Source organism: Vibrio sp. YQ_11 (assembly GCF_043103065.1).
GTDB lineage: Bacteria > Pseudomonadota > Gammaproteobacteria > Enterobacterales > Vibrionaceae > Vibrio > Vibrio parahaemolyticus.
This window is the reverse complement of sequence record NZ_JBICJM010000047.1, coordinates 39,312-62,850: the sequence shown is the minus strand read 5'-3', so window position 1 is coordinate 62,850 and position 23,539 is coordinate 39,312. Positions and strand designations below refer to the sequence as shown.

The 23,539-nt window shown below is 45.2% G+C and carries 22 protein-coding genes, 1 other RNA gene and 1 pseudogene; 13 read left to right on the top strand and 11 right to left on the bottom strand.

Annotated elements, in window-relative coordinates:
- Nucleotides 1–180 precede the first annotated feature (180 nt).
- Complete coding sequence (gene tkt / locus ACF8EG_RS18340) at nt 181–2,175, top strand: transketolase (protein WP_206926125.1); 1,995 nt, start codon at nt 181–183, stop codon at nt 2,173–2,175.
- A 77-nt stretch (nt 2,176–2,252) separates the two neighbouring features.
- Here the strand turns inward: tkt and ACF8EG_RS18335 are convergent, their stop codons facing one another.
- On the bottom strand, nt 2,253–3,146 hold the full coding sequence (locus ACF8EG_RS18335) for a LysR family transcriptional regulator (protein ID WP_029839976.1): 894 nt from the start codon (nt 3,144–3,146) through the stop codon (nt 2,253–2,255).
- A 136-nt stretch (nt 3,147–3,282) separates the two neighbouring features.
- Between ACF8EG_RS18335 and ACF8EG_RS18330 the strand changes: the two genes are divergently transcribed.
- From ACF8EG_RS18330 to mscS, 5 genes are all read left to right on the top strand, one after another.
- Nucleotides 3,283–5,241, top strand: a complete 1,959-nt coding sequence (locus tag ACF8EG_RS18330; RefSeq protein WP_005493890.1) for a ligand-gated channel protein — start codon at nt 3,283–3,285, stop codon at nt 5,239–5,241.
- A gap of 130 nt (nt 5,242–5,371) precedes the next feature.
- Nucleotides 5,372–6,409, top strand: coding sequence for an erythrose-4-phosphate dehydrogenase (gene epd / locus ACF8EG_RS18325; protein WP_015297286.1), 1,038 nt, complete (start codon nt 5,372–5,374; stop codon nt 6,407–6,409).
- 153 nt (nt 6,410–6,562) lie between these two features.
- The gene (locus ACF8EG_RS18320) at nt 6,563–7,723 is read left to right on the top strand and encodes a phosphoglycerate kinase (RefSeq protein WP_005482432.1); all 1,161 of its coding nucleotides are present in this window, start codon (nt 6,563–6,565) and stop codon (nt 7,721–7,723) included.
- A 154-nt stretch (nt 7,724–7,877) separates the two neighbouring features.
- The gene (gene fbaA, locus ACF8EG_RS18315) at nt 7,878–8,954 is read left to right on the top strand and encodes a class II fructose-bisphosphate aldolase (protein ID WP_005482445.1); all 1,077 of its coding nucleotides are present in this window, start codon (nt 7,878–7,880) and stop codon (nt 8,952–8,954) included.
- Nucleotides 8,955–9,402: 448 nt separating this feature from the next.
- The gene (gene mscS, locus ACF8EG_RS18310; protein WP_025795599.1) at nt 9,403–10,269 is read left to right on the top strand and encodes a small-conductance mechanosensitive channel MscS; all 867 of its coding nucleotides are present in this window, start codon (nt 9,403–9,405) and stop codon (nt 10,267–10,269) included.
- Between the two features lie 47 nt (nt 10,270–10,316).
- Here the strand turns inward: mscS and ACF8EG_RS18305 are convergent.
- Together ACF8EG_RS18305 and ACF8EG_RS18300 are read right to left on the bottom strand one after the other, a co-directional pair.
- A pseudogene (locus ACF8EG_RS18305) lies at nt 10,317–10,797 on the bottom strand (YbaK/EbsC family protein).
- 24 nt (nt 10,798–10,821) lie between these two features.
- A complete protein-coding gene (locus ACF8EG_RS18300; protein ID WP_017449137.1) occupies nt 10,822–11,451 on the bottom strand; it encodes a LysE/ArgO family amino acid transporter in 630 nt (209 codons plus the stop codon).
- Nucleotides 11,452–11,596: 145 nt separating this feature from the next.
- Between ACF8EG_RS18300 and ACF8EG_RS18295 the strand changes: the two genes are divergently transcribed.
- Together ACF8EG_RS18295 and ACF8EG_RS18290 are read left to right on the top strand one after the other, a co-directional pair.
- Nucleotides 11,597–12,493: a LysR family transcriptional regulator ArgP gene (locus ACF8EG_RS18295; RefSeq protein ID WP_005482449.1), complete on the top strand. Its 897-nt coding sequence runs from the start codon at nt 11,597–11,599 to the stop codon at nt 12,491–12,493.
- A 223-nt stretch (nt 12,494–12,716) separates the two neighbouring features.
- Nucleotides 12,717–13,409, top strand: a complete 693-nt coding sequence (locus ACF8EG_RS18290) for an oxidative stress defense protein (RefSeq protein WP_069507032.1) — start codon at nt 12,717–12,719, stop codon at nt 13,407–13,409.
- Nucleotides 13,410–13,473: 64 nt separating this feature from the next.
- Here the strand turns inward: ACF8EG_RS18290 and serA are convergent, their stop codons facing one another.
- The 5 genes from serA to ACF8EG_RS18265 form a co-directional block, all read right to left on the bottom strand.
- Nucleotides 13,474–14,706 carry a phosphoglycerate dehydrogenase gene (gene serA / locus ACF8EG_RS18285; RefSeq protein ID WP_005482463.1) on the bottom strand — a complete coding sequence of 411 codons (1,233 nt, stop codon included), beginning with the start codon at nt 14,704–14,706 and terminating at the stop codon, nt 13,474–13,476.
- A 274-nt stretch (nt 14,707–14,980) separates the two neighbouring features.
- The gene (rpiA, locus tag ACF8EG_RS18280; RefSeq protein ID WP_005493901.1) at nt 14,981–15,637 is read right to left on the bottom strand and encodes a ribose-5-phosphate isomerase RpiA; all 657 of its coding nucleotides are present in this window, start codon (nt 15,635–15,637) and stop codon (nt 14,981–14,983) included.
- Between the two features lie 59 nt (nt 15,638–15,696).
- Nucleotides 15,697–16,290, bottom strand: a complete 594-nt coding sequence (locus ACF8EG_RS18275; RefSeq protein ID WP_025631679.1) for a 5-formyltetrahydrofolate cyclo-ligase — start codon at nt 16,288–16,290, stop codon at nt 15,697–15,699.
- Between the two features lie 19 nt (nt 16,291–16,309).
- A non-coding RNA gene (ssrS, locus tag ACF8EG_RS18270) (6S RNA) lies at nt 16,310–16,494 on the bottom strand.
- A gap of 8 nt (nt 16,495–16,502) precedes the next feature.
- On the bottom strand, nt 16,503–16,811 hold the full coding sequence (locus ACF8EG_RS18265) for a cell division protein ZapA (RefSeq protein WP_005484120.1): 309 nt from the start codon (nt 16,809–16,811) through the stop codon (nt 16,503–16,505).
- Nucleotides 16,812–17,060: 249 nt separating this feature from the next.
- On the opposite strand from ACF8EG_RS18265, the gene ACF8EG_RS18260 reads away from it, so the two are divergent.
- The 3 genes from ACF8EG_RS18260 to ACF8EG_RS18250 are packed head-to-tail and all read left to right on the top strand — an operon-like array spanning nt 17,061 to nt 20,098.
- Nucleotides 17,061–17,639 carry a YecA family protein gene (locus tag ACF8EG_RS18260; RefSeq protein ID WP_005457285.1) on the top strand — a complete coding sequence of 193 codons (579 nt, stop codon included), beginning with the start codon at nt 17,061–17,063 and terminating at the stop codon, nt 17,637–17,639.
- 22 nt (nt 17,640–17,661) lie between these two features.
- Nucleotides 17,662–18,840 carry a 2-octaprenyl-6-methoxyphenyl hydroxylase gene (gene ubiH, locus ACF8EG_RS18255; RefSeq protein WP_025574916.1) on the top strand — a complete coding sequence of 393 codons (1,179 nt, stop codon included), beginning with the start codon at nt 17,662–17,664 and terminating at the stop codon, nt 18,838–18,840.
- Between the two features lie 49 nt (nt 18,841–18,889).
- The gene (locus ACF8EG_RS18250; protein WP_069507033.1) at nt 18,890–20,098 is read left to right on the top strand and encodes an FAD-dependent 2-octaprenylphenol hydroxylase; all 1,209 of its coding nucleotides are present in this window, start codon (nt 18,890–18,892) and stop codon (nt 20,096–20,098) included.
- Nucleotides 20,099–20,180: 82 nt separating this feature from the next.
- Here ACF8EG_RS18250 and ACF8EG_RS18245 read toward each other — a convergent pair whose 3' ends face one another.
- The 3 genes from ACF8EG_RS18245 to ygfZ form a co-directional block, all read right to left on the bottom strand.
- Nucleotides 20,181–20,387: a DUF1107 domain-containing protein gene (locus ACF8EG_RS18245; protein ID WP_005380970.1), complete on the bottom strand. Its 207-nt coding sequence runs from the start codon at nt 20,385–20,387 to the stop codon at nt 20,181–20,183.
- Between the two features lie 647 nt (nt 20,388–21,034).
- Entirely contained in the window at nt 21,035–21,508 is a 474-nt protein-coding gene (locus ACF8EG_RS18240) for an aminoacyl-tRNA deacylase (protein ID WP_005481229.1), read from the bottom strand.
- Nucleotides 21,501–22,469, bottom strand: a complete 969-nt coding sequence (gene ygfZ, locus ACF8EG_RS18235) for a tRNA-modifying protein YgfZ (protein WP_005481243.1) — start codon at nt 22,467–22,469, stop codon at nt 21,501–21,503. Before ygfZ ends, ACF8EG_RS18240 begins: the two co-directional genes overlap by 8 nt.
- A gap of 404 nt (nt 22,470–22,873) precedes the next feature.
- On the opposite strand from ygfZ, the gene ACF8EG_RS18230 reads away from it, so the two are divergent.
- Together ACF8EG_RS18230 and ACF8EG_RS18225 are read left to right on the top strand one after the other, a co-directional pair.
- Nucleotides 22,874–23,134, top strand: coding sequence for a succinate dehydrogenase assembly factor 2 (locus tag ACF8EG_RS18230; protein WP_005458651.1), 261 nt, complete (start codon nt 22,874–22,876; stop codon nt 23,132–23,134).
- Complete coding sequence (locus ACF8EG_RS18225) at nt 23,094–23,528, top strand: protein YgfX (RefSeq protein ID WP_074531431.1); 435 nt, start codon at nt 23,094–23,096, stop codon at nt 23,526–23,528. The genes ACF8EG_RS18230 and ACF8EG_RS18225 overlap by 41 nt, the downstream gene beginning before the upstream one ends.
- Nucleotides 23,529–23,539: the final 11 nt, after the last annotated feature.

Genomic DNA, 23,539 nt, shown 5'->3' with positions numbered 1-23,539 from the left:
GTTTTTGTTATAACCAAACGTTTGCTTGAATTGTTGGTAATTTTTAGAACTTCGATGTATTTGAACTGAAAGGTGCAATATTTGTGAGGTTTTGGGTTGGAAAACGTTTGCACACCCAACTTGGCTTTGAGAGAATTGTGACCTCTTTTTTCGTTTCGCTTAATGTACTCAGGAGCAGACATGTCGTCTCGTAAACATCTTGCCAATGCAATTCGTGCTCTAAGCATGGATGGTGTTCAACAAGCTAACTCTGGCCACCCAGGCGCACCTATGGGTATGGCTGATATCGCTGAAGTTCTTTGGCGCTCTCACCTAAACCACAACCCAGCTAACCCAGAGTGGGCAGATCGCGACCGTTTTGTACTTTCAAACGGCCACGGTTCTATGCTGATCTACTCTCTACTGCACTTGAGCGGTTACGAGCTATCTATCGATGATCTGAAAAACTTCCGTCAGCTTCACTCTAAGACTCCAGGTCACCCAGAGTACGGCTACGCACCAGGCATCGAAACGACAACAGGCCCTCTAGGTCAAGGTATCACGAACGCTGTTGGCATGGCTCTAGCAGAAAAAGCGCTAGCAGCACAATTCAACAAAGATGGCCACGACATCATTGACCACTTCACGTACGTGTTCATGGGTGATGGCTGTCTGATGGAAGGTATCTCGCATGAGGCATGTTCTCTTGCTGGTACTCTAGGCCTAGGTAAACTGATCGCATTTTGGGATGACAACGGCATCTCTATCGATGGTCACGTTGAAGGTTGGTTCTCTGACGATACACCTAAGCGTTTCGAAGCTTACGGTTGGCACGTAATCCCAGCAGTAGATGGCCATGATTCTGAAGCAATCAACGCAGCGATTGAAGCTGCAAAAGCAGACCCTCGTCCTACGCTAATTTGTACGAAGACTATCATCGGTTTTGGTTCTCCAAACAAATCGGGTTCTCACGACTGTCACGGCGCACCACTAGGCGCTGAAGAAATCGCAGCAGCGCGTGAATTCCTAGGTTGGGAACACCCTGCATTTGAAATCCCTGCTGATGTATACGCAGAGTGGGATGCAAAAGCAGCTGGCGCTGAAAAAGAAGCGGCGTGGAACGCGAAGTTCGAAGCATACGCAGCGGCTTACCCAACAGAAGCAGCAGAGCTTAAGCGTCGTCTAAACGGCGAACTTCCTGCAGAGTGGGAAGAGAAAGCAAACCAAATCATTGCTGATCTTCAAGCAAACCCAGCAAACATTGCGTCACGTAAAGCATCTCAAAACGCTCTAGAGGCATTTGGTGCTCTACTACCAGAGTTCATGGGCGGCTCTGCTGACCTAGCGCCTTCTAACCTAACCATGTGGTCGGGTTCTAAGTCTCTAGAAGCGAACGACTTCTCTGGTAACTACATCCACTACGGTGTACGTGAATTTGGCATGACTGCTATTATGAACGGTATCGCACTACACGGTGGTTTCGTTCCTTACGGCGCAACATTCCTAATGTTCATGGAATACGCTCGTAACGCAATGCGTATGGCTGCTTTGATGAAAATTCAGAACATCCAAGTGTACACACACGATTCTATCGGTCTTGGCGAAGATGGCCCAACTCACCAACCAGTTGAGCAAATGGCGTCTCTACGTTTGACTCCAAACATGAACACATGGCGTCCATGTGACCAAGTTGAGTCTGCTGTAGCATGGAAACTAGCGATTGAACGTAAAGATGCACCAACAGCACTTATCTTCTCTCGTCAAAACCTAGCGCAACAACCACGTAGCGCTGAGCAAGTTGCAGACATCGCGAAAGGTGGTTACATCCTGAAAGACAGCGATGGCAAACCTGAGCTAATCCTAATCGCAACAGGTTCTGAAGTTGAGTTAGCAGTGAAAGCCGCTGAACAACTAACAGCAGAAGGTAAGAAAGTACGCGTTGTTTCAATGCCATCAACAGATGCATTCGACAAACAAGACGCAGCTTACCGTGAAGCAGTTCTACCATCAGACGTAACAGCACGTATCGCTATTGAAGCGGGCATCGCAGACTTCTGGTACAAGTACGTTGGTTTCGACGGTCGCATCATCGGTATGACAACATTCGGTGAATCTGCACCTGCTGACCAGTTGTTCGAAATGTTTGGTTTCACTGTAGAAAACGTAGTGAACACAGCAAAAGAACTACTAGCGTAATCGAGACAGTTGTTTAAACCGGCTCTGTTGAGCGGTTGTGAGAAAAGGCCATCATGTTGATGGCCTTTTTATTTGTCTCAATATTTCCAATCTAGCGGAATACTTTGGTGAATATCTTCAAGCAGTACGGATAAGCGAAGAGGATGACGCCCTGCTGGTGTATAATAGTTGATCGTTATTGGCTCAGAAAGCCAGCCTTCAAGGCATGGGGTGATACGGCCGGGGTGATGTTTCTCATACCCTTGTGCAGTCCAAGTTGGCAAGAGACCAATGCCGTGTCCGTTGGCGATACTATCGATCTGCATAGCAATGTTGTCGCTATAGAGTCGGCTGACAAATGGTTCTAGAAAAAACTCCCCTTGTTCTGGGTGCGAGAGTAGCAAACCATTCTCTTGTATCGACCCAAAATCTATCCACGGATGTTTGTTTAGTTCTCTCGGGTGGTGGATGGGGCCATGTTTTTCGATGTAGTTTGGCGACGCGAATGGGGTGTAACGAAATACGCCAAGCGTTTCTTTGCGCCAATCCAGCCCTTTGTGTTCACCTAGCCAGATAAACAAATCTGGATCGTGGTGTGTATCGGAAAAATCACTGGTGAGCTGGACTCTGACGTCAGGGTTCTCCGCCAGAAATTCATTGAGCACATCGCCTAACCAACTGCGAACTAACGCTGCGTGGCAAACGATATGTAGAGAGCCTGATACTTGATTATTTAAGCCTTGAAGCGCTTCATAACTTTCCTCGCTGAGCTCTAGGAACTGGCGGCTGTAGTCGGCAAAAATCTCCCCTGCGCGTGTCAGAATCAAGCGGTTGCCTTGTCGAGTCGTTAGCGCTTGGCCAAAGTCGGCTTCTAATTGTGCTAAGCGGCGGCTCACGGTGGATTTCGGCTGATTCAGTGCTTTGGCGGCTGCGGTCAAACTTTTGTGTTGGTTAAGCGCATCAAAAGCACGAATTGATGCTAAGTCGTGCATATCTTACTCCTTACTGCGTTATGAACGGATTCCATATATGGGAAGAACCGTTCCATAACTCTCACTATGCATCTCATTTTATTTATGAATAATTTCACTTCGAAAATAATAATCATTATCAATTATGGAGATGTAGATGTCCACTCTTAGACTGCCAGTGCTAACTGCAACTGGTGTTTTAGCCTTCGTCAGTGTCCCTCATGTATTTGCTAACGACTCAGTTTCTAAAATGGAAACCGTCGTGGTGACAGCGTCAAGTTATGAGCAATCCCAAGCGGATGCGCCTGCAAGTATTAGTGTTATCTCGCGAGAAGAATTGGACTCGCGCTACTACCGCGACGTGACTGATGCACTGAAAAGTGTGCCAGGTGTTGTTGTGACTGGTGGTGGTGATACAACCGATATCAGCATTCGTGGTATGGGCTCTAAGTACACGTTAATTCTTGTGGATGGTAAGCGCCAAAGTACTCGCGAAACTCGCCCAAATAGCGATGGCCCTGGTATTGAACAAGGTTGGTTGCCACCACTTCAAGCCATTGAGCGAATCGAAGTGATCCGTGGCCCGATGTCGACGCTGTATGGTTCCGATGCGATTGGTGGTGTGATTAACGTGATCACCCGTAAAGATGCGCTTGAGTGGACAGGTAATGTGCAGCTGGGGACGGTTATCCAAGAAAACAGCCGTTCTGGTGGTGAACAGAGTGCAAACTTCTTTGTAAATGGCCCTCTTGCAGAAAACTTGTTGCTACAGGTTTATGGTCAATATACCGCAAGGGAAGAAGATGACATTGATTATGGTTATGAAGACAAAGATATGCAGAGCATCTCTTCAAAACTGATCTATCAAATCAATGATCGTCACTCTGTGCAGTTAGAGGGTGGTACATCGGCACAAAGTCGTCGCGGTAATGTTGGTCTTTCTGTACCTACGACGGGCTGTCGTAGAGGCTGTGAAGATTCATTGAATGAATACCGTCGCAACTACGTTACGCTTAGTCACACCGGGGAGTGGGAGTTATTGGGTAACTCTGATACCTACTTGCAGCGCGAGGAGAGTGAAAACAAATCTCGCGAAATGACTATTGTAAATACCACGTTTAAATCCAGCCTAGTTAAAGGGTTGGGCGCGCATACTCTGACAACTGGTGTCGATGCGACGCATGCCGAGTTGGAAGATTTTACGTCTAACAAAGCATCATCTAAAACGAAAGCATCAAATACTCAATGGGCTGTGTTCATCGAAGATGAATGGAAGATCGCAGAACCTTTTAGTCTGACATTAGGTGGTCGTTTGGATCACGATGAAAACTACGGCGCGCATTTTAGCCCGCGAGTGTATGGTGTGTGGCGTGTTGATCCTGCTTGGACGGTCAAAGGCGGTGTGGCGACAGGCTTCCGCTCTCCTCAGTTACGTGAAATTACCCCAGGTTGGGCGCAAGTCAGTGGTGGCGGTAATATTTATGGTAACCCAGATTTGGATCCGGAAACTTCCCTGAACAAAGAAATCAGTGTGCTTTACCAAGGTGATTCTGGTCTTGATGTGACGTTAACCGCCTTCCACAATGAGTTTAAAGATAAGATCACTCGCGTGGTGTGCCCAGATACAATTTGTACGGATGGCCCAAACCAATGGGGGGCAGATCCTACTTACCGTATTAATGTGGATGAAGCTGTGACTCAGGGTGTAGAAGCAACGTTGGCGAAACCACTAACCGAGACTATCTACTTAAGCTCAAGCTATACCTTTACCGACTCGGAGCAAAAAACGGGTGAATACAAAGGTATGCCACTTCAGCAACTTCCAAAGCATCTGTTTAATGTTGATGTTACTTGGCAAACAACAGACAACCTAGAGAGCTGGACGAAAGTGACCTACCGAGGCAAAGAAATGGATCCGGTCACTGGCCCATCACGCAACAGCATCGTTGAACCTGCTTATACGTTTGTAGATGCCGGCGTAACGTATCAGTTGACGGATAACACCAAGATCAAAGGTGCGATTTACAACCTGTTCGATGAAGACATCAACTACAAAGAATATGGGTACGTCGAAGATGGACGTCGTTACTGGTTAGGGTTAGACGTAGCATTCTAATCTCTTTCAAAGAAGGCTGGGCTATGTCCCAGCCTTTTTAAATCATGCTTTACTATGATTCATTAGGTGCGTTTTTCAGCCTTATCAGGTACTATCTGTGCCACGAAATTTTTGGTGGGGCGAAGGATAAATGCTAAAAGTTGCGATCAATGGATTTGGACGTATAGGTCGTAATGTTCTGCGAGCTGTCTATGAAAGCGGCAAACATCAGCAGATTAAAGTGGTAGCGGTTAATGAGCTTGCTCAACCAGAGGCAATGGCTCACCTTCTACAATATGACACCAGTCATGGCCGTTTTGGTAAGAAAATCTCCCACGATCAAGAGCATTTGAATGTTCACCATGAAAGCGGTGAATATGATGCCATCCGAATTCTTCATCTCTCTGAAATTGAACTGCTTCCGTGGCGCGACCTTGAAGTCGATATCGTTTTAGATTGTACCGGCGTTTATGGTTCAAAGGCGGATGGTCTTGCCCATATCGAAGCCGGAGCGAAGAAAGTGCTCTTCTCTCACCCAGGAGCGAACGATCTCGATAACACCATTATTTACGGTGTGAACCACGAAACCCTTAAAGATGAACACCGCGTGGTGTCCAATGGTTCATGTACCACCAACTGTATTGTTCCCATCATCAAAGTATTGGATGAAGCATTTGGGATTGAGTCAGGTACCATTACCACAATCCACTCATCCATGAACGACCAACAAGTTATTGATGCTTACCATAATGACTTACGTCGTACTCGAGCTGCGAGCCAATCTATCATTCCTGTTGACACCAAGTTGCATAAAGGAATTGAAAGAATCTTCCCGAAATTTTCCAACAAATTCGAAGCCATTTCCGTTCGAGTTCCGACAGTTAACGTCACTGCAATGGATTTAAGTGTCACAATTAATACAAATGTGAAAGTTAATGACGTAAATCAAACCATTGTTAACGCATCTCAGTGTACATTACGTAACATTGTTGACTATACTGAATCGCCACTCGTTTCCATCGACTTTAACCACGATCCCCATAGCGCGATAGTGGATGGAACTCAGACAAGAGTGAGTAACGGGCAATTAGTAAAAATGCTCGTTTGGTGCGATAACGAATGGGGCTTTGCTAACCGGATGCTGGATACCGCTTTAGCAATGAAAGTTTCTTCACAAGTGGAGCTATAAAGGTGAAGAAGTGATGGAGAGAATTTTTATTTCAAGCCTTGAAATAAATCTGACGTATCTCCATATCTATAACCAGTTTGAAGAATTAACAGGCTTGGCAGGGTTGCCGAGTTTTCAAAAACTTTAATTATTAAATATTTGAGAGGACACATCATGTCTGTAATCAAGATGACTGACCTGGATCTTGCAGGTAAACGTGTATTCATCCGTGCTGACCTAAACGTGCCAGTAAAAGACGGTAAAGTAACTTCTGATGCACGTATCATCGCATCTCTTCCAACTATTAAGCACTGCCTAGAAGCTGGCGCTAAAGTAATGGTTACTTCTCACCTAGGTCGTCCAACTGAAGGTGAATACGCTGAAGAGTTCTCTCTACAACCAGTTGTTAACTACCTAAACGACGCACTAGATTGCGAAGTTAAACTTGCTAAAGATTACCTAGATGGCCTAGAGCTAAACGCTGGTGAGCTTGTTGTTCTAGAAAACGTTCGCTTCAACAAAGGCGAGAAGAAAAACGAAGAAGAGCTATCTAAGAAATACGCAGCACTATGTGACGTATTCGTAATGGATGCATTCGGTACGGCTCACCGTGCTCAAGCGTCGACTCACGGCGTTGGTATGCACGCTCCTGTAGCTTGTGCTGGTCCTCTACTAGCAAACGAACTAGAAGCTCTAGGCAAAGCAATGGACAAGCCTGCTCGTCCAATGGTTGCTATCGTAGGTGGTTCAAAAGTTTCTACTAAGCTAACTGTTCTTGAATCTCTATCTAAAATCGCTGACCAACTTGTTGTTGGTGGTGGTATTGCTAACACATTCATCGCTGCTGCTGGTCACAACGTTGGTAAATCTCTATACGAAGCTGACCTAGTAGACACTGCTAAGAAGCTAATGGACGAGTGTGCAATTCCAGTGGCAACTGACGTTGCATGTGCGAAAGCATTCGACGAGAACGCAGAAGCAGAAATCAAACACGTTTCTGAAGTACAAGACGACGACATGATCTTCGACCTTGGTCCAGAATCAACAGCTGCTCTAGCTGAAATCCTTAAAAACGCGAAAACTATCCTATGGAACGGTCCTGTAGGTGTATTCGAATTCAAGAACTTCGAAGCAGGTACTAAAGGTATCTCTGAAGCTATCGCAGCTTCTGAAGGTTTCTCTGTTGCAGGTGGTGGTGACACGCTAGCAGCTATCGACAAGTTCGGTATCAAAGCTGACGTATCTTACATCTCTACTGGCGGCGGCGCTTTCCTTGAGTTCGTAGAAGGTAAAGTTCTTCCAGCAGTAGAAATGCTAGAAGCACGCGCTAAGTAATTAAAGCAAAGCGGGGGAGTTACTCTCCCGCTTTCTTGTTTGCTGCAACGTGAGAGGAACTCTGCTAGAATAGCCTCAGTTGTGAGCAAACGTTTGCAAGATTTTCAACTTAACAAGTTTTGTTTAAAAACGACAGATAAATAGGATTACATCCATGTCTAAGATCTTCGACTTCGTAAAACCAGGTGTTATCTCTGGCGATGACGTTCAGAAAGTATTTGAAGTTGCAAAAGAAAACCACTTTGCACTTCCAGCAGTAAACTGTGTTGGTACTGACTCTGTAAACGCAGTACTTGAAGCAGCTGCAAAAGTTAAAGCTCCAGTTATCGTTCAGTTCTCTAACGGTGGCGCTGCTTTCTTTGCTGGTAAAGGTCTAAAACTTGAAGGTCAAGAAGCTCAAATCCTAGGTGCTGTTGCTGGTGCGAAATACGTTCACGCTGTAGCTGAAGCTTACGGTGTTCCAGTAATCCTACACACTGACCACGCTGCTAAGAAACTTCTACCATGGATCGACGGTCTACTAGACGCAGGTGAAGAGTACTTCGCGCAAACTGGTAAACCTCTATTCTCTTCTCACATGATCGACCTTTCTGAAGAGTCTCTAGAAGAGAACATCGAAATTTCTGCTAAGTACCTAGAGCGCATGGCTAAAATGAACATGACTCTAGAAATCGAACTTGGTTGTACTGGTGGTGAAGAAGACGGCGTTGACAACTCTGATATGGACGCGTCTGAGCTATACACTTCTCCAGAAGACGTTGCATACGCATACGAGAAACTAAACGCTATCAGCCACCGTTTCACTATCGCAGCATCTTTCGGTAACGTACACGGCGTTTACAAGCCAGGTAACGTTGTTCTAACTCCAACTATCCTACGTGATTCTCAAGCGTACGTTTCTGAGAAATTCGGTCTTCCAGCGAACTCTCTAAACTTCGTATTCCACGGTGGTTCTGGTTCTTCTCTAGAAGAAATCCGTGAATCTATCGGCTACGGTGTTATCAAAATGAACATCGATACTGATACACAGTGGGCAACTTGGGATGGTATCCGTCAGTACGAAGCTGAAAACCACGATTACCTACAAGGTCAAATCGGTAACCCAACTGGCGAAGACGCGCCAAACAAGAAGTACTACGATCCACGCGTATGGCTACGTGCTGGTCAAGCTTCAATGGTTACTCGTCTTGAGCAAGCATTTGCTGACCTTAACGCAATCGACGTACTATAATTCGTCTGAATTGAGTTATCTAAAAACCCGCTCTTTGAGCGGGTTTTTTTGTGTCTGTCATTTGGCTTTCTTCAACGTCAATAGATTTATACCCATGCTGAATAGAAGAATGGATGGGGCATGTAAGTACATATCAATAATGCGCCAATAATCATTAGGTTGTTTTTTAGTCGCTTCGCATGAAACTAGGTAATAGAAGTGGCGAAATGTTAAAGCATTGCGTACTCTGTAACAGGTCGATGTCAGAAAATTCTGATAAAGCCTTGTTTTGCATATCTTTGCGAAACTCTGACTTTGCAAAATGTCAAAGTTGGGATATCGTGCCAAAAATCTGACACTGTTCAGTTGGGCAATAGGGATATTGTTGTAGATAAGGGCCTATAGAAAACAAGGCTCATAAGTTAACGGCAATTAGATTTATATATCTTTATTTTTGAGGATAAGAATTATGGCAGGTGAATCGATGGGTATCGATACCACTCTAACAGATGGGCTGACTCAAGCTGAGACTTGGCTTACAAACAACTCAGACCTACTTATTCAGTACGGTGTGAACATTATTTCAGCGCTGATTATCCTATTTATCGGTAATATTATCGTTAAAGCAGTCGCTGGCAGTGTTTCCAAAGTACTTGAAAAGAAAAACATGGATAAGGCGGTCGTAGAATTTATTCACGGTCTTGTTCGTTACCTACTATTCGTTATCGTACTTATCGCAGCTCTGGGCCGTTTAGGTGTTCAAACGGCATCTGTTGTTGCTGTAATCGGTGCGGCAGGTCTTGCTGTTGGTCTTGCTCTACAAGGTTCTCTATCAAACTTTGCGGCAGGCGTACTGATTGTTGCATTCCGTCCATTTAAATCTGGCGACTATGTAGAGATTGGCGGCGTAGCGGGTAGTGTTGAAGCGATTCAAATCTTCCAAACAGTTCTAAAAACACCAGACAACAAAATGGTTGTTGTACCTAACTCGTCTGTTATTGGTGGTGCAATCACGAACTACTCTCGCCATGCAACGCGACGCGTAGATTTGGTTATCGGTGTTTCATACAAAGCCGATCTTAAGCTAACGAAGAAAGTGATTCGCGAAACGCTAGAAAAAGATCCTCGTATCTTGAAAGATCCTGATATGACTATCGGTGTTCTAACACTAGCAGATTCTTCAGTTAACTTCGTAGTGCGCCCTTGGGTTAAAACTGAGGATTACTGGGGTGTGTACTTTGATTCAATGCAAGGCATTAAAGAAGCATTGGACGAGAACGGTATCGAAATTCCATTCCCACAAATGGATGTTCATTTGAACCGTGTCGAATCTTAATTCGAACGATAGATAATCTAAAAAGCGAGGCACTAGCCTCGCTTTTTTTATATTTCAAACAGAGGGTTATTACCTATCTGTAAGAGTGGTATTAAATGAATGCCTGCAATACCGAAGGTGCGCTCTGGTAGCCCTGGTGTATAAAGCAACTCTTCGTGATGATAGAGCTTGGTATCCACCACGATCGCAACCTCTGGTGGTAAACCTATCGGGCAAACAGCACCGGGTAGGCAGCCAAGTAATTCCTGCATGAGTTCATCACTGCCAATAGAAGGTCGCTTGCCAAATATTGAGTTAATCGTTTTGGCATCAAGGCGAGAGTCTTTATCGGTAATGAACACCATACCCGCCACCTTTGAGTGTTAAAAACAAGCTTTTGCTATGTGTGCCTTTCCAGCCGAGTTCTTTCGCGACTTTAAGGTCGGTGTCGAAGTCGAGAATGGCTTCGTGTTGCCATTCTCGAAATGGAGTCGAGAGCGAATGCAATCGCTCTTTGTTGATGCGATAGATGTTTTCCAGTGACTCCATGTCATTCATATCCTTTGGTTTGGATTACCAGTATTTAGTGATGAGCTCGCTCGCGAGTACATAAGCAATGGTGAACATCATCAGTGCAACGGCGATATCGATGCCTTTTTTTACTTTCGGTTTAGATAGCGTAGGCCCGAGTTTTGCGGCGCCCATCGACAAGGTATAGAACCAAACAAATGACGCCATAATAGTGCCTAACGCGAAAGCGATTCGATCATGGCCTTCAAATTGTCCACCGATTGAGCCTAAGATAACAACGGTATCTAAGTACAAATGTGGGTTGAGCACGGTGACAGCTAATGCGCCTAAAATTACCGTTCGGCGTCCACGAGCTACGACTTCCCCTTTTGATTCCGATTCATTCTCTGGCTTGAATGCGCTTTTAAGCGAAAGTAGTCCATAGAAGCTCAGGAAGGCAATACCACCAAGCGTCACCGATGTCAGTAGAATTTCATTTTGAGACAGAATAGCACCACCACCAAAGATACCTAGAGAAATGAAGATCATATCTAGGACGCTACAAATAGTGGCTGTCGTCAGGTGGTGATTGCGCTTTATGCCTTGATTCAAGACATACGCATTTTGTGCTCCGATCGGAATGATCATCGATGCCCCTAAACCAAATCCTTGCAATAAAACCCAAAAGCTCACAATACACCTCAGATAATTAAGAAAACGACAGAGAGGGGAAAGATAATGGCTTTGGTTAAATAAGTATAATTAATGATTTTAATATATTATTAGAGTTACTTATTTAATGGTTTGGTGTTGGTTTTTTTTTGGGGGGAGAAAGTGAATGCGAGGGTTGGATTACAAATGGATAGAAGCCTTGGATGCCGTTGTTTATCAAGGCAGTTTTGAACGAGCTGCTGAGCATCTGTTTGTCTCACAATCTGCCATTTCGCAGCGTATTAAACAGCTCGAAAAGTTCTTAGCGCAACCTGTGTTAATTCGAGAGCAGCCACCCAAGCCAACTCCTATTGGGAAAAAACTATTGGGGCTTTACCGTCGAGTTCGGTTGCTAGAGCACGAAATTTTACCTGAGATAAAAAACGATACTACAACGCGCCCAGTACAACTGTCTTTAGCTACTAACGCCGACAGTTTGGCTACGTGGTTACTGCCTGCTTTGCAAGACGTCATGAAAACTCGTCAAGTAGAGTTGAAGCTGACGATTTACGGTGAATCACGTTCAATAGAAAAACTGAAAAGTGGTGAGGTCGCAGGGGCGATCAGTTTAGAGTCTCAAGCGATACCAAATTGTCGCGCCGATTACTTAGGACGAATTGATTACGTTTGCGTGGCTAACCCTGAGTTTTATCAGCGTTACTTTTCTGAAGGTGTAAACAATCAGACCTTAGCAAAGGCGCCAGCGGTTTCCTACGATCAGTATGATGACTTACATAAAAAGTTTCTCACGGAGCATTTCAATGTGCGTCCTGATAGCGTGATTCATCACAACATCAGCAGCTCAGAGGCTTTTCTCAAAATGGCGTTAGCTGGAGTGGCATATTGTTTGATCCCTCGTTTGCAAATTACTGATGAGTTAGAGCAAGGCTCGTTAATTGATATTACGCCTGGCTTCCTGATGTCTTATCGTATTTATTGGCACCATTGGCAGTTGGAAACTGGCGTATTGCAGGAGATTTCACAAGCGATTGTCAATTATGCACAGCGTCATTTACCACAGTAGTGATTGAATAGACGACCATTTCTGACGAATATTAAATGACGAATGGTTGAAATTACACCAAAGTTACACAGTCAAAGTTGTGTTAGAAGTGAAGTTAGGAGCTTGGATAATCACCGGAAGTTTCTATTATGAAACCACTTACTCCTACAGCTCGGCGACTTAACAAAGTCGGTGATGCTGATTTGTGGAGACACTTCACTATTGATATGGATGGATTTGTCGAATGAAACTGTATTCGTGTTTGCTGGCTTCAGCTCTTAGTCTTAGCAGTGTTTCAGTCTTGGCTGATGTGCCTGAATTTGCTCACGTAACAACAACGGGTTACGGTGAGGTGGTCGCAACACCAGACATGGCGACCTTTTCTGTAAAAGTGGTGGATACCACCATGACAGCGGAACAAGCAAAACAATCCGTCGATAAAACAGTCGAAGATTTTCTCCAATATCTGTCTGATGCTGGTTTATCAAAGGACAATATCACCAGCTCAAACCTGTATCTTGCGCCTCAGTATCACTACCCTAAATCGGGCAAAGCGGAGTTGGTTGGATACAGAGCATCACGCAGCATCAATGTAACAGTGACAGATTTAGCCGATCTTAACCAGTATTTGGATATGGCGTTGAAAGCTGGCATTAATCAGGTCGACAACATCCAATTGAAAGTGAGCAATCAAGCGGAATACCAACAAAAAGCACGCATGGCTGCGATCAAAGATGCGAGAGAAAAAGCGGCATCGCTTGCATCTGGCTTTGATAAAAAACTCGGCGGCATCTGGCAAATTAACTATAACCAAATGCATGTACAGCCTGTGTTGATGCGCTCAATGGCGATGGACAGCAAGCAAGGTGCGAACAGTTACCAAGACTCGACTCTTGTAATTCGTGACCAAGTGGATGTGGTTTACAAATTAAAATAATTTGTTTTGGTAACACAAAAAGAAAAGGCAGGGATAATCCCTGCCTTTGTTGTATGGATTCTTCTTAATGAAGAATACGAGCACGAATCGTGCCTTCAATGCTTTTCAGCTTAGTTAGTGCTTCTTCTGAACGCTCAGTTTCCACATCAATAACTACGTAGCCGATCTCAGCTTCAGTTTGTAGGTACTGCGCTGCGATGTTGATGCCTTCTTCTGCGAAGATGGTGTTAATTTGAGTCAGAATACCTGGGCGGTTTTTGTGAATGTGCAGTAAGCGAGAGCACTCACGACCGTGTTCAGGCAGAGATACTTCAGGGAAGTTAACGCTTGATAGTGTTGAACCATTATCTGAATATTTCGCCAGTTTACCCGCAACTTCCACGCCGATGTTTTCTTGTGCTTCTTGAGTAGAGCCGCCCACGTGTGGTGTTAGAATGACGTTATCGAATTTCTGTAGTGGAGATTCAAACGGGTCAGCGTTTGTTTTTGGTTCAACTGGGAATACGTCGATTGCTGCGCCAGCTAAGTGACCTGCTTCTAGGCTGTGGCAAAGCGCAGGAATATCAACAACGGTACCGCGAGCGGCGTTGATGAAGATTGCGCCAGGCTTCATGCGAGCAAATTCTTCTTCGCCCATCATATTCTTCGTTTCAGGTGTTTCTGGTACGTGCAGCGAAATAACATCACATTTGTTTAGCAGCTCGCTCATCGTGTGGATTTGCGTTGCGTTGCCAAGTGATAGTTTGTTTTCGATGTCGTAGTAGTACACGCGCATACCTAAGTTTTCAGCAATAATGCCCAGCTGAGTACCGATATGGCCGTAACCAATGATACCAAGGCGTTTACCACGCGCTTCGTAAGAGTTGTCTGCGCTCTTCTTCCAAATACCACGGTGTGCTAAAGCGTTCTTTTCAGGAATCCCACGAAGGAGCAGAAGAATCTGACCAAGCACTAGCTCAGCTACACTTCGTGTATTTGAAAACGGTGCATTGAATACAGGAATGCCACGTTTTGCCGCCGCACCAAGATCGACTTGGTTAGTTCCGATACAAAAACAGCCAATCGCAACCAGTTTGTTTGCCGCATTGATCACTTCCTCGGATAGATTCGTTCGGGAGCGGATACCGATGAAGTGCGTATCTTTAACTGCTTCAATCAGTTCTTCCTCTGAAAGCGAACCTTTGTGATATTCAATGTTGGTGTAACCAGCTGCTTGAAGAACTTCAACTGAAGAAGGGTGAAGTCCCTCGAGTAAGAGGATCTTAATCTTTTCTTTTTCCAGTGAAACTTTGGCCATTTTTTCTCGTCCTTAAAATGGAAAGGTGGGCTAATGTGGCGCACATTGGGCAAAACCATTAAAAAGGGGATAATTAATAGTTTTGTAGGAGGACAAACGTTTCCTTGTGCGTCTTCTGTTCAATAAAGTAACAAAAAAAAATTGCTTTGGGTAAGAAAATTACGGAATAAGAGATAATTTTCTTAGAGAAAGGAATAAAAAACGGTGCCTTGCAGCACCGTCTGTAATGAAATAACAGAAAACTGAATCAGATAGACCGATTCATGGCTGTTATTTACTCTTCAATTTTTGCGCCTTCTGGCGTACCAGTGATCACAACATCAGCACCACGGTGAGCAAAAAGACCAACCGTTACCACACCCGCGATACCGTTGATTTTGTCTTCCATCTCTTTCGGGTTGGTGATTTGCATGTTGTGCACATCTAGGATGATGTTGCCGTTATCCGTTACAACACCTTCACGGTATGCAGGGTCGCCACCAAGTTTCACCAACTCACGAGCAACGTAAGAACGTGCCATTGGAATCACTTCCACTGGAAGAGGGAACTGGCCAAGCACGTCAACCGCTTTCGTGTCGTCAACGATACATACAAACTTTTCAGAGATTGCTGCAACGATTTTTTCACGAGTTAGCGCTGCACCGCCACCTTTGATCATTTCACGCGCAGGGTTGATTTCGTCTGCACCATCAACATATACGTCTAGCTTAATTACGTCGTTGCACTCAAAAACTTCAATACCAAGCTCTTTTAGACGCTCTGTAGAAGCAACTGAGCTAGACACTGCACCTTTGATATCATCTTTGATAGTGCCTAGTGCATCGATGAAGTGATTCACGGTAGAGCCTGTGCCAACACCGACAATGCTGCCTTTCTCAACATATTTAAGTGCTGCCCAACCAGCCGCTTTTTTCATTTCATCTTGAGTCATGCCAATCTCCTGAATAGATGTTCGTTAACGTTTGCGGGCGTGATTATAGCGGCTAAGCGTTACTTTTCCCATTGCCATATTTGGCTTGGAGTCACGATCTTAGGTAATGGAATATCCCAGCTTTCAATTGGTAAGCGTTCTACATGCTGGCAATCGTGAGCAATGCCAATCGGTTTGCCTCCTTCTCCTGTCTTGAACCAATGAGAAAGAGTGCGATCGTAGTAGCCTCCACCCATACCTAAGCGGTGTCCGATACTGTCGAAGCCGACCAAAGGCGTGCAGATTACATCTAATTGTTTGACGGGAAGAAGGTGGCGAATATCGAGTTTTGGCTCGAGAATGCGGTACTTATTGTAGACCAGTTGATCTTCATTCACGTATTGAAGAAACAATAACTGGCCTTTTGAGAAAGGATGGATGACGGGTAAATACACCGACTTTCCCTGTTGCCATAACCATTCAATCAGTGGCTTCGTATCGAGTTCACCATCGGCAGAGAGATAAATGGCAATGTTCTGCGCTTGTTGGATTTCTGGAAGTTGGGCGAATTGAGTAACTAGGTCTAGCCCCGCTTGAAACTGCGTATCGCTACACAAGGCGTTGCGTTTTTCACGGATAAGTTTGCGGAAGTCTTGTCGGGAGCGTGATGATATGGATTGTGATGACATAAAGGAATACCCCAGGGTGCCGTTGAGGATTGTGGCCCTTGAACCAGCTGGTTCAAGGCGGATCAGCAATGATAACCGTAGGCTTCTCGGTGCATGCCAAGCTTGCTCAATAGCTATCAAGTACTAACCCTTTGGTATTGCTTATCGGCTCAGGGACTTAAATCCGTCTGACGAACACCCCAGGGTAAATTTTGTATCTACGGCTGTCCTTGCGTAACTTTGCTTAGTGCGTTCTCTAAAGACGCGGTGAGCTTTTCCATGCGCTCAGTAATTTCTTGCTGTTGACCGTTTGATTCGTATGACTTGGTGTGCAACTCATAACAAATGTTTAATGCAGCAAACGTCAGCAGTTGAATTTCATTGGTTACCTTAGTACGTTCGCTCATCTCTTTCAATCGGCGATCAAGATCTTTTGCTGCTGCAACGAGAGACTCTTCTTGCCCTGCTGGACAATTTACTCGTGTAACTTTGCCTAGTATTTCTACGTCGATCGCTTGATTGCTCATGATGAATAAACTCTATATTCGCGCTATCTAAGGTGTTGCTACGTGCAACTACCGAGGAGGAAACTATAGGAAAACCGTTATTAAGATTCAAGCATTTCCCATCACAGAAAGAGAAATGATGACGTGATCACACAGGAATTGGGCAAATTGAACAAATGGTGTTCAAAATTGAATTTGATAGCCGTTTCAGACGACTAACCTTGATGGTAGGATATGTCGATACATTATTACGCAAGAATGAGCCAAGTTATGAGTGAAATCACCCTTCCAGAATATCAATCTATTGCTGCAGAGCTACAATCTGCAAGTTTAGCTGTGACACCTGCGGAGCTGCACGGTTTGCTTGTCGGCATGCTAAGTGGTGGATTGGCGATTAACGATCAAACCTGGCAACCAATTCTATTCGATTACACCAATGATGGCATGGGCTGGCCAACGACTGCGTTAGCTTTTGCACAGACGGTCTTCAAAGTGACGGCGAACGAGCTAACGGGTTCATCCATGGAGCTGTCACTACTTCTGCCGGATGAGTCGGGCGAAGAGGGTTTATTCGCGTTGGCAGATAGCTTGTCTGATTTTGTGAATCACTTTATATCTGGTCTTGGTTTAGCAGGCATTGCGCTGAACAATGCATCGGATGATGCAAAAGAAGCGTTGGCTGACCTAGAAGAAATTGCCAAGTTAGGCATTGATGAAGATGACGACTTTGGTGAACAAGCACAATTGCTGGAACAAGTCATTGAACACGTGAAAGCTTGCGTACTTACCATTCATGCAGAGTTCGGAGCTCGCCCAGAAAGCAGCGAAAGCAAACCGACGATTCATTAATCTAGATAGACCAGAGGTTAACATGAAGCAATATGACGTAGTAATTGCTGGTGGTGCCATGGCTGGGGCTACACTAGCTTTAGCGATTGAGCATTTGTCTCAAGGGGCTTTGCGTGTTGCCGTTGTTGAACCGTTTAAAGCGCAATCTGATCAGCATCCGGGCTTTGATTCGCGCTCGATTGCTTTGTCTTATGGTACGGTTAACCTGCTGCGTCACTTAGAGTTATGGTCTGCGATTGAACCTTTTTCGACCCCGATTGAACACATCCATGTGTCTGATCGTTCTCATGCGGGAATGACGGACATCACTAAGCACGACGTTGGCGTTGAAGCGTTAGGTTATGTCGTAGAGTTAGCCGATGTTGGTCGTGTTTACCAAGAATTGCTGACTCACAGTACCGCTATCGATTTGTACTGCCCAGACTCCGCGAAGCACATTACCCGAACTCAAGAAAATGTGACGCTTGAGCTTGCTAGTGGTGAGTTGCTTAATGCGAAATTACTTGTTGCCGCCGATGGTGCGGTTTCGCAATGTTGTCAGCAAATTGGTTTGGAGCTTTCTGAGCATGATTTCGACCAAGTTGCCGTAATTGCCAATATTGTGACTCAAGAGCCGCATCAAGGTCGCGCATTTGAGCGTTTTACTGAAAACGGCCCAGTTGCCCTGCTGCCGATGAGTGATAATCGAATGTCGCTCGTATGGTGCTTACGTCCTGATGACGCTCAAATTGTAATGGAATTGTCCGAAAGCGAATTTCTTGAACGGCTTCAGCAAGATTTTGGTTGGCGATTAGGTGCGATGCAAAAAGTGGGGCTCCGTGCGAGCTATCCGTTGTTGCTTCGCCACCGTAAGCAAAATATTTCACACCGTTTTGCGATAGTCGGTAACGCAGCACAAACGCTGCATCCCATTGCTGGGCAGGGCTTCAACTTGGGGATCCGAGACGTGGTCACTCTCGCTGAAGAACTGGTCAAGCAAGGTGAAGATGTTGGGCGTTACCAAGGCCTGATCCGCTTTAGTCAACGCCGAGAAGCAGACCGCAACGAAACCATTTGGCTAACAAGCTCGTTAGTCCATGTTTTTTCAAACGATTTACTCGCGATGCGAATTGGGCGAAATACAGCCTTAGCCGCGATGGATAACCTTTCTATTTTTAAGCAGCCGCTCTTGCGCCATACTCTTGGCTTAGTGAAACGATGATTGACTGCAACAAACTAGGTAACAACCAGTTATTAGGTAATAAATAGCAATGATGCAAAGTGTAGATATCGCCATCATCGGCGGAGGGATGGTTGGGTTGGCGCTTGCCGCCGCATTCAAAGACAGTGACCTGCGTATCGCCGTGATCGAAGGTAACGTGCCAGATGAAACGTTGAATGAACTGCCTGATGTGCGAGTTTCTGCACTGAGCCGCTCAAGTGAAACCATTTTACGTAAGCTAGGAGCTTGGCAGGGTATTGAGCAACGCCGTGCTGCACCTTACTACGGTATGGAAGTGTGGGAGCAAGACAGCTTCGCAAAAATAGAGTTTGATGCACAAAGTATGGCGCAACCTGATTTGGGTCACATCGTTGAAAATCGCGTGATTCAGTTAGCGTTGTTGGAACAAGTGCAAAAGCTAGAGAACGTAACGTTATTCATGCCTGCGCGCTGTGCGACACTCGCGGTCGGTGAACAAGAGAGTTGGTTAACGCTCGATAACGGCCAAGCGATGACAGCGAAGCTGGTGGTGGGCGCAGATGGCGCGAATTCGTGGCTGCGTAACCAGATGGATATTCCTTTGACGCATTGGGACTACGGTCACCATGCGTTGGTTGCTAATGTGAAAACAGCGGATCCGCACCACAGCATCGCGCGTCAGATTTTTACACCTCACGGGCCTTTGGCATTCTTGCCAATGTCTCAACCAAACATGTGTTCTATCGTTTGGTCGACAGAGCCAAACCGAGTGGAAGAATTGCTGGTCATGAGCGATGAAGCGTTCAACAAAACGCTAACCAGCGAATTCGATGCTCGTTTAGGCGTGTGTGAAGTGGTGGGAGAGCGAGCGGCGTTTCCGCTAAAAATGCGTTATGCCCGAGACTTTGTAGTTGAGCGTGTTGCACTGGTTGGCGATGCGGCTCATACCATCCACCCATTAGCAGGCCAAGGCGTGAATCTCGGCTTATTGGATGCAGCCAGTCTGGCGCAAGAAGTACTGACTCTTTGGAAACAAGGGCAAGACATTGGTAGTAAACGCAATCTGCGTGGCTATGAGCGTTGGCGTAAGGCTGAAGCGGCGAAGATGATTGCGGCGATGCAAGGTTTCCGTGATTTATTCTCTGGTGGCCATCCAGCGAAAAAACTGGTTCGCGGTATTGGCTTGAGTTTAGCGGGACAATTACCGGGTGCTAAAGATGAGATCATGAAGCGTGCACTGGGTTTGAAGGGGCACCTACCAGAACTGGCTCGTCAATAGCTCTGAGTTACATTACCTAAAAACACAAAAGGCTGGATAATCCAGCCTTTGTTTTACTTGTCTTTTTGACATCGATGAAGTGCTAAGCGTATGCGCATCGGAGTTTCATTATTTCTTGGTTAATCTCTTTTACCGCTCGAAAATGACGTTGCTCCGCTTTTTCCGGTAGTATCAATTTACCGTTATCAAACTCGAATCTTCCGACCCCGTAAATATAGATTCTTCCCTTAAAAAGACGACTTATATGTTTAGCAATCATACTTGGTGTATAGCGCTTAAACAGTCTCATATTTACTTTCCTTTTCTCTTACCTAGCCCAGTTATTTTACGTTTTGGACGTAAAAATTATTGTGACAGCAATAGTATTAAGTACAGGTGAAATGTATCGCTTTGGAGAATTGTGCTGCCTTAGACAAATTGACAGACTGATATCTCAAATAGCGTGAGGATTACCCCAAAAAATTACACTGGAAGGAACCCAAATGTTTCTGTTCTCCTTCATACGTGGTGCATTAAGCAATAGTTTTGTTACAGAAATAAGAATAGAAGGAAAATGATTGTTTGCTAATTGTTTCCTTTTCAAACCTACACCTTCTATCTAAGTGTTATAGCTTGCTTACACAAGATTAGATGAGACTGCTTGAAAAAAGTTCCAAGCAAAAAAAAGCCCGCTTGAGCGGGCGAATAGTCACAGATGCATTACACAAAAGTGGATAGCTGACATCACGAGCGTGGTCATGCCTGTCAGCCGATTCACTTTATGTTGGTTAAGTGCTTGTTGAAAACTTAACCAACAGAATCAGCATATACGAGTTTTATAATGGTGACTATTTATGTTTTAATTTTGATTAAAAATTCTGTGGCGTGTTTTTATAGATATGAGGGAGATCACGCAGTGATGAGAACACTGCGCTTTATTGCATTATGAATTGGATGTTAACGACAGATTTCGGCCACGGTGGGTTGGCATAGCTGAACCAAATCGTCGATGGATAACGCCAGCCCTGCCATGCGGTCCCCACTGCTGATGGTGACTTCACGTTCTTCCAATAAGCTTGGGTCAAACACAATCGGCATCTGTCGTTTGAGTAATAACGGCGTCACAGTGCCAATTTTATAACCAGTGATGGCTTCTACATCGGCCTGGTCGACACAAGTCATGCGGCGACATTGCAGTAAAGCTCGTACCTTTTTCGGATCCACACTGCGATCACCAGGGGCGCAGGCGAGGGCGTATTGATTGCCCATGTCTCGCAGCAATATCGCTTTGACCATTTGAGAAGGGCGAATGCCGCGTTGTTGCGCGGCATCCTCAATTGTTGTGGCTGGTCTTTGATGCGGAAGCAGACGAAACGTGATGTTTTGGTCGGCAAGAAACTGCATCAAAGGAGTATGAATGGCATTATTCATCATCAAGGCTGTAAGGCAATTCTGCGATGGTCCATTCACAATCAGGCTGAGACGTCAAACGAAGGCGAGTGTCGTCATCCAGATTATTTGGTAACACGATCAAACCCATAGCTTGGTTATCACTGAATTGATAGTGAGTCAGTAACGTGCCGACTGAGCGCCAGTTGTCGCCTACGCTGCGTTCTAGTTCAATCGCATCATCGTTTAACGCGGTCGACGTTACGCCTTTCACGATGTACATAGCGCGCTTGTTTGTGCCGCGGTATTTCGCTCGAGCTACGGTTTCTTGGCCTGTGTAACAGCCTTTAGTGAAGCTAATGCCACCTAGGGCTTGAATGTTCAAGGCTTGTGGAATGTGCTCGTTTTGCGCTGTAGCAGAAACGAATGGCAGTGCTGATTCAATGTCGAAACGAGTCCAAAGCTCGCGTGTTGTCAGCGTAGCATCGCTGTTTTCGATCAGTGCTTGCGCCGCTTCTTCTGTCACAACAAGTAACCAACGGTTCGCCTCTACTTTTACCGCAGTGCCGCCATTGATGATGCGTACATCACCGGCATCTTCATTTAAAGCAGACACAAACGCATCGGCGTTGACACCTGCAACGCCAAGAATCACATCGTTAGATTCTTCAATCGTGACTTTGGAAAATACGGCGTATTTTTTTATTTCTTTCAGTTCGATTTCAATCGCAGATTTCGGCTGGATCATGCCGTAGCCATCACCATGATGGAACAAGCGGAATACACTCCACACTTTACCTTTCGCGTCGCAGTGCGCACCGAGTGTTGATTGGTCTTTTTCTAGAGAAACCACATCACAGGTAACTTGACCATGCAGGTACGATTTTTTGTCATCGCCTACCATGGTGATCATGCCTAGATGATCGAGTCGTGAGATAGACAGTTCTGGTAGAGCATCTTGAGTCGATAGGTTGAGCGGTGAAAAGCGAGTTTGCCATTCCATGATTACAATGCCTTTTGAAGATATTTTTCAGCTATGTTAAATGCAGATTCACCATTTGTCAGCTTTCAATATGCCCAAGTCACCTTAAGGTGTTCGGTTTAGCGAGAACCGCTCAGTTTTCAGATGTAGCGGTAATTTGGAAATCTAATCAACCTTGAGTAAGAAACGTCAACAACGTATGCCAATCAAGGATAGGTGACGTTTTCTATCGTGATTTCATGGCAGAATAATTAGGAAAGAGCTCGCTGTTGCTAAACGTGAGGTTCAGTGGTGTTGAATCAGTGACCAGCTTTGAATCTGACACCTTGAAGTTACTTAACGTATTGTGACCCGCACACTAGTGACGTAGCACATCCCTTGTTACACTCCGCATTAATAATAAGACATCTATGAAGGAATAATGAATGTACACTCCTGAAGAAAAGGCGCGTATTAAATGGGCTTGTCGTCGTGGCATGCTTGAGCTGGATGTGGTGATTATGCCGTTTTTTGAAGAGTGCTTTGATGCGCTGAACGAACAAGAACAGCGTGACTTTGTTTCTCTGCTTGAATGTGATGATCCAGATCTGTTCACTTGGGTGATGGGACATGGTCGTAGCGAGAACCTAGGCCACGCAGCAATGGTTGATAAAATTGTTGCCCACAACCTCAGCAAAGTTCGTTAATCTTAACGTATCTTCCTCAATTACGGCTCAAGTCAGCAATCTGACCGTTTTCTTAAGCTTGACTTGGGCCGTGTCTCTTTCCGACATTCCGCTCGTATTATCGATTTATTTGTTATTACTGATTGCTAGCAAGCTACGTGATCCAGGCTTTGTCCTTTTGTCGAGTCAAGGGCATTGGTATGTGCACAGCGACGGCACGGTAAAAAATGAAACGAGTAATTCGCATATCAAACACGTCAACCTGACGACGCTGCCTTTTAAACTCTCCTTTACGCTAGAGTCGGGTGAAATGGTGACGATTTGGCGAGACAGTTGTGATGAACGGTGCTATCGGCAACTTTCCTTGATTTTGCGTCAATGGAAAATGAAACAGGGAGCCAAAGCTCCCTGTTGATAAGCGTTAGA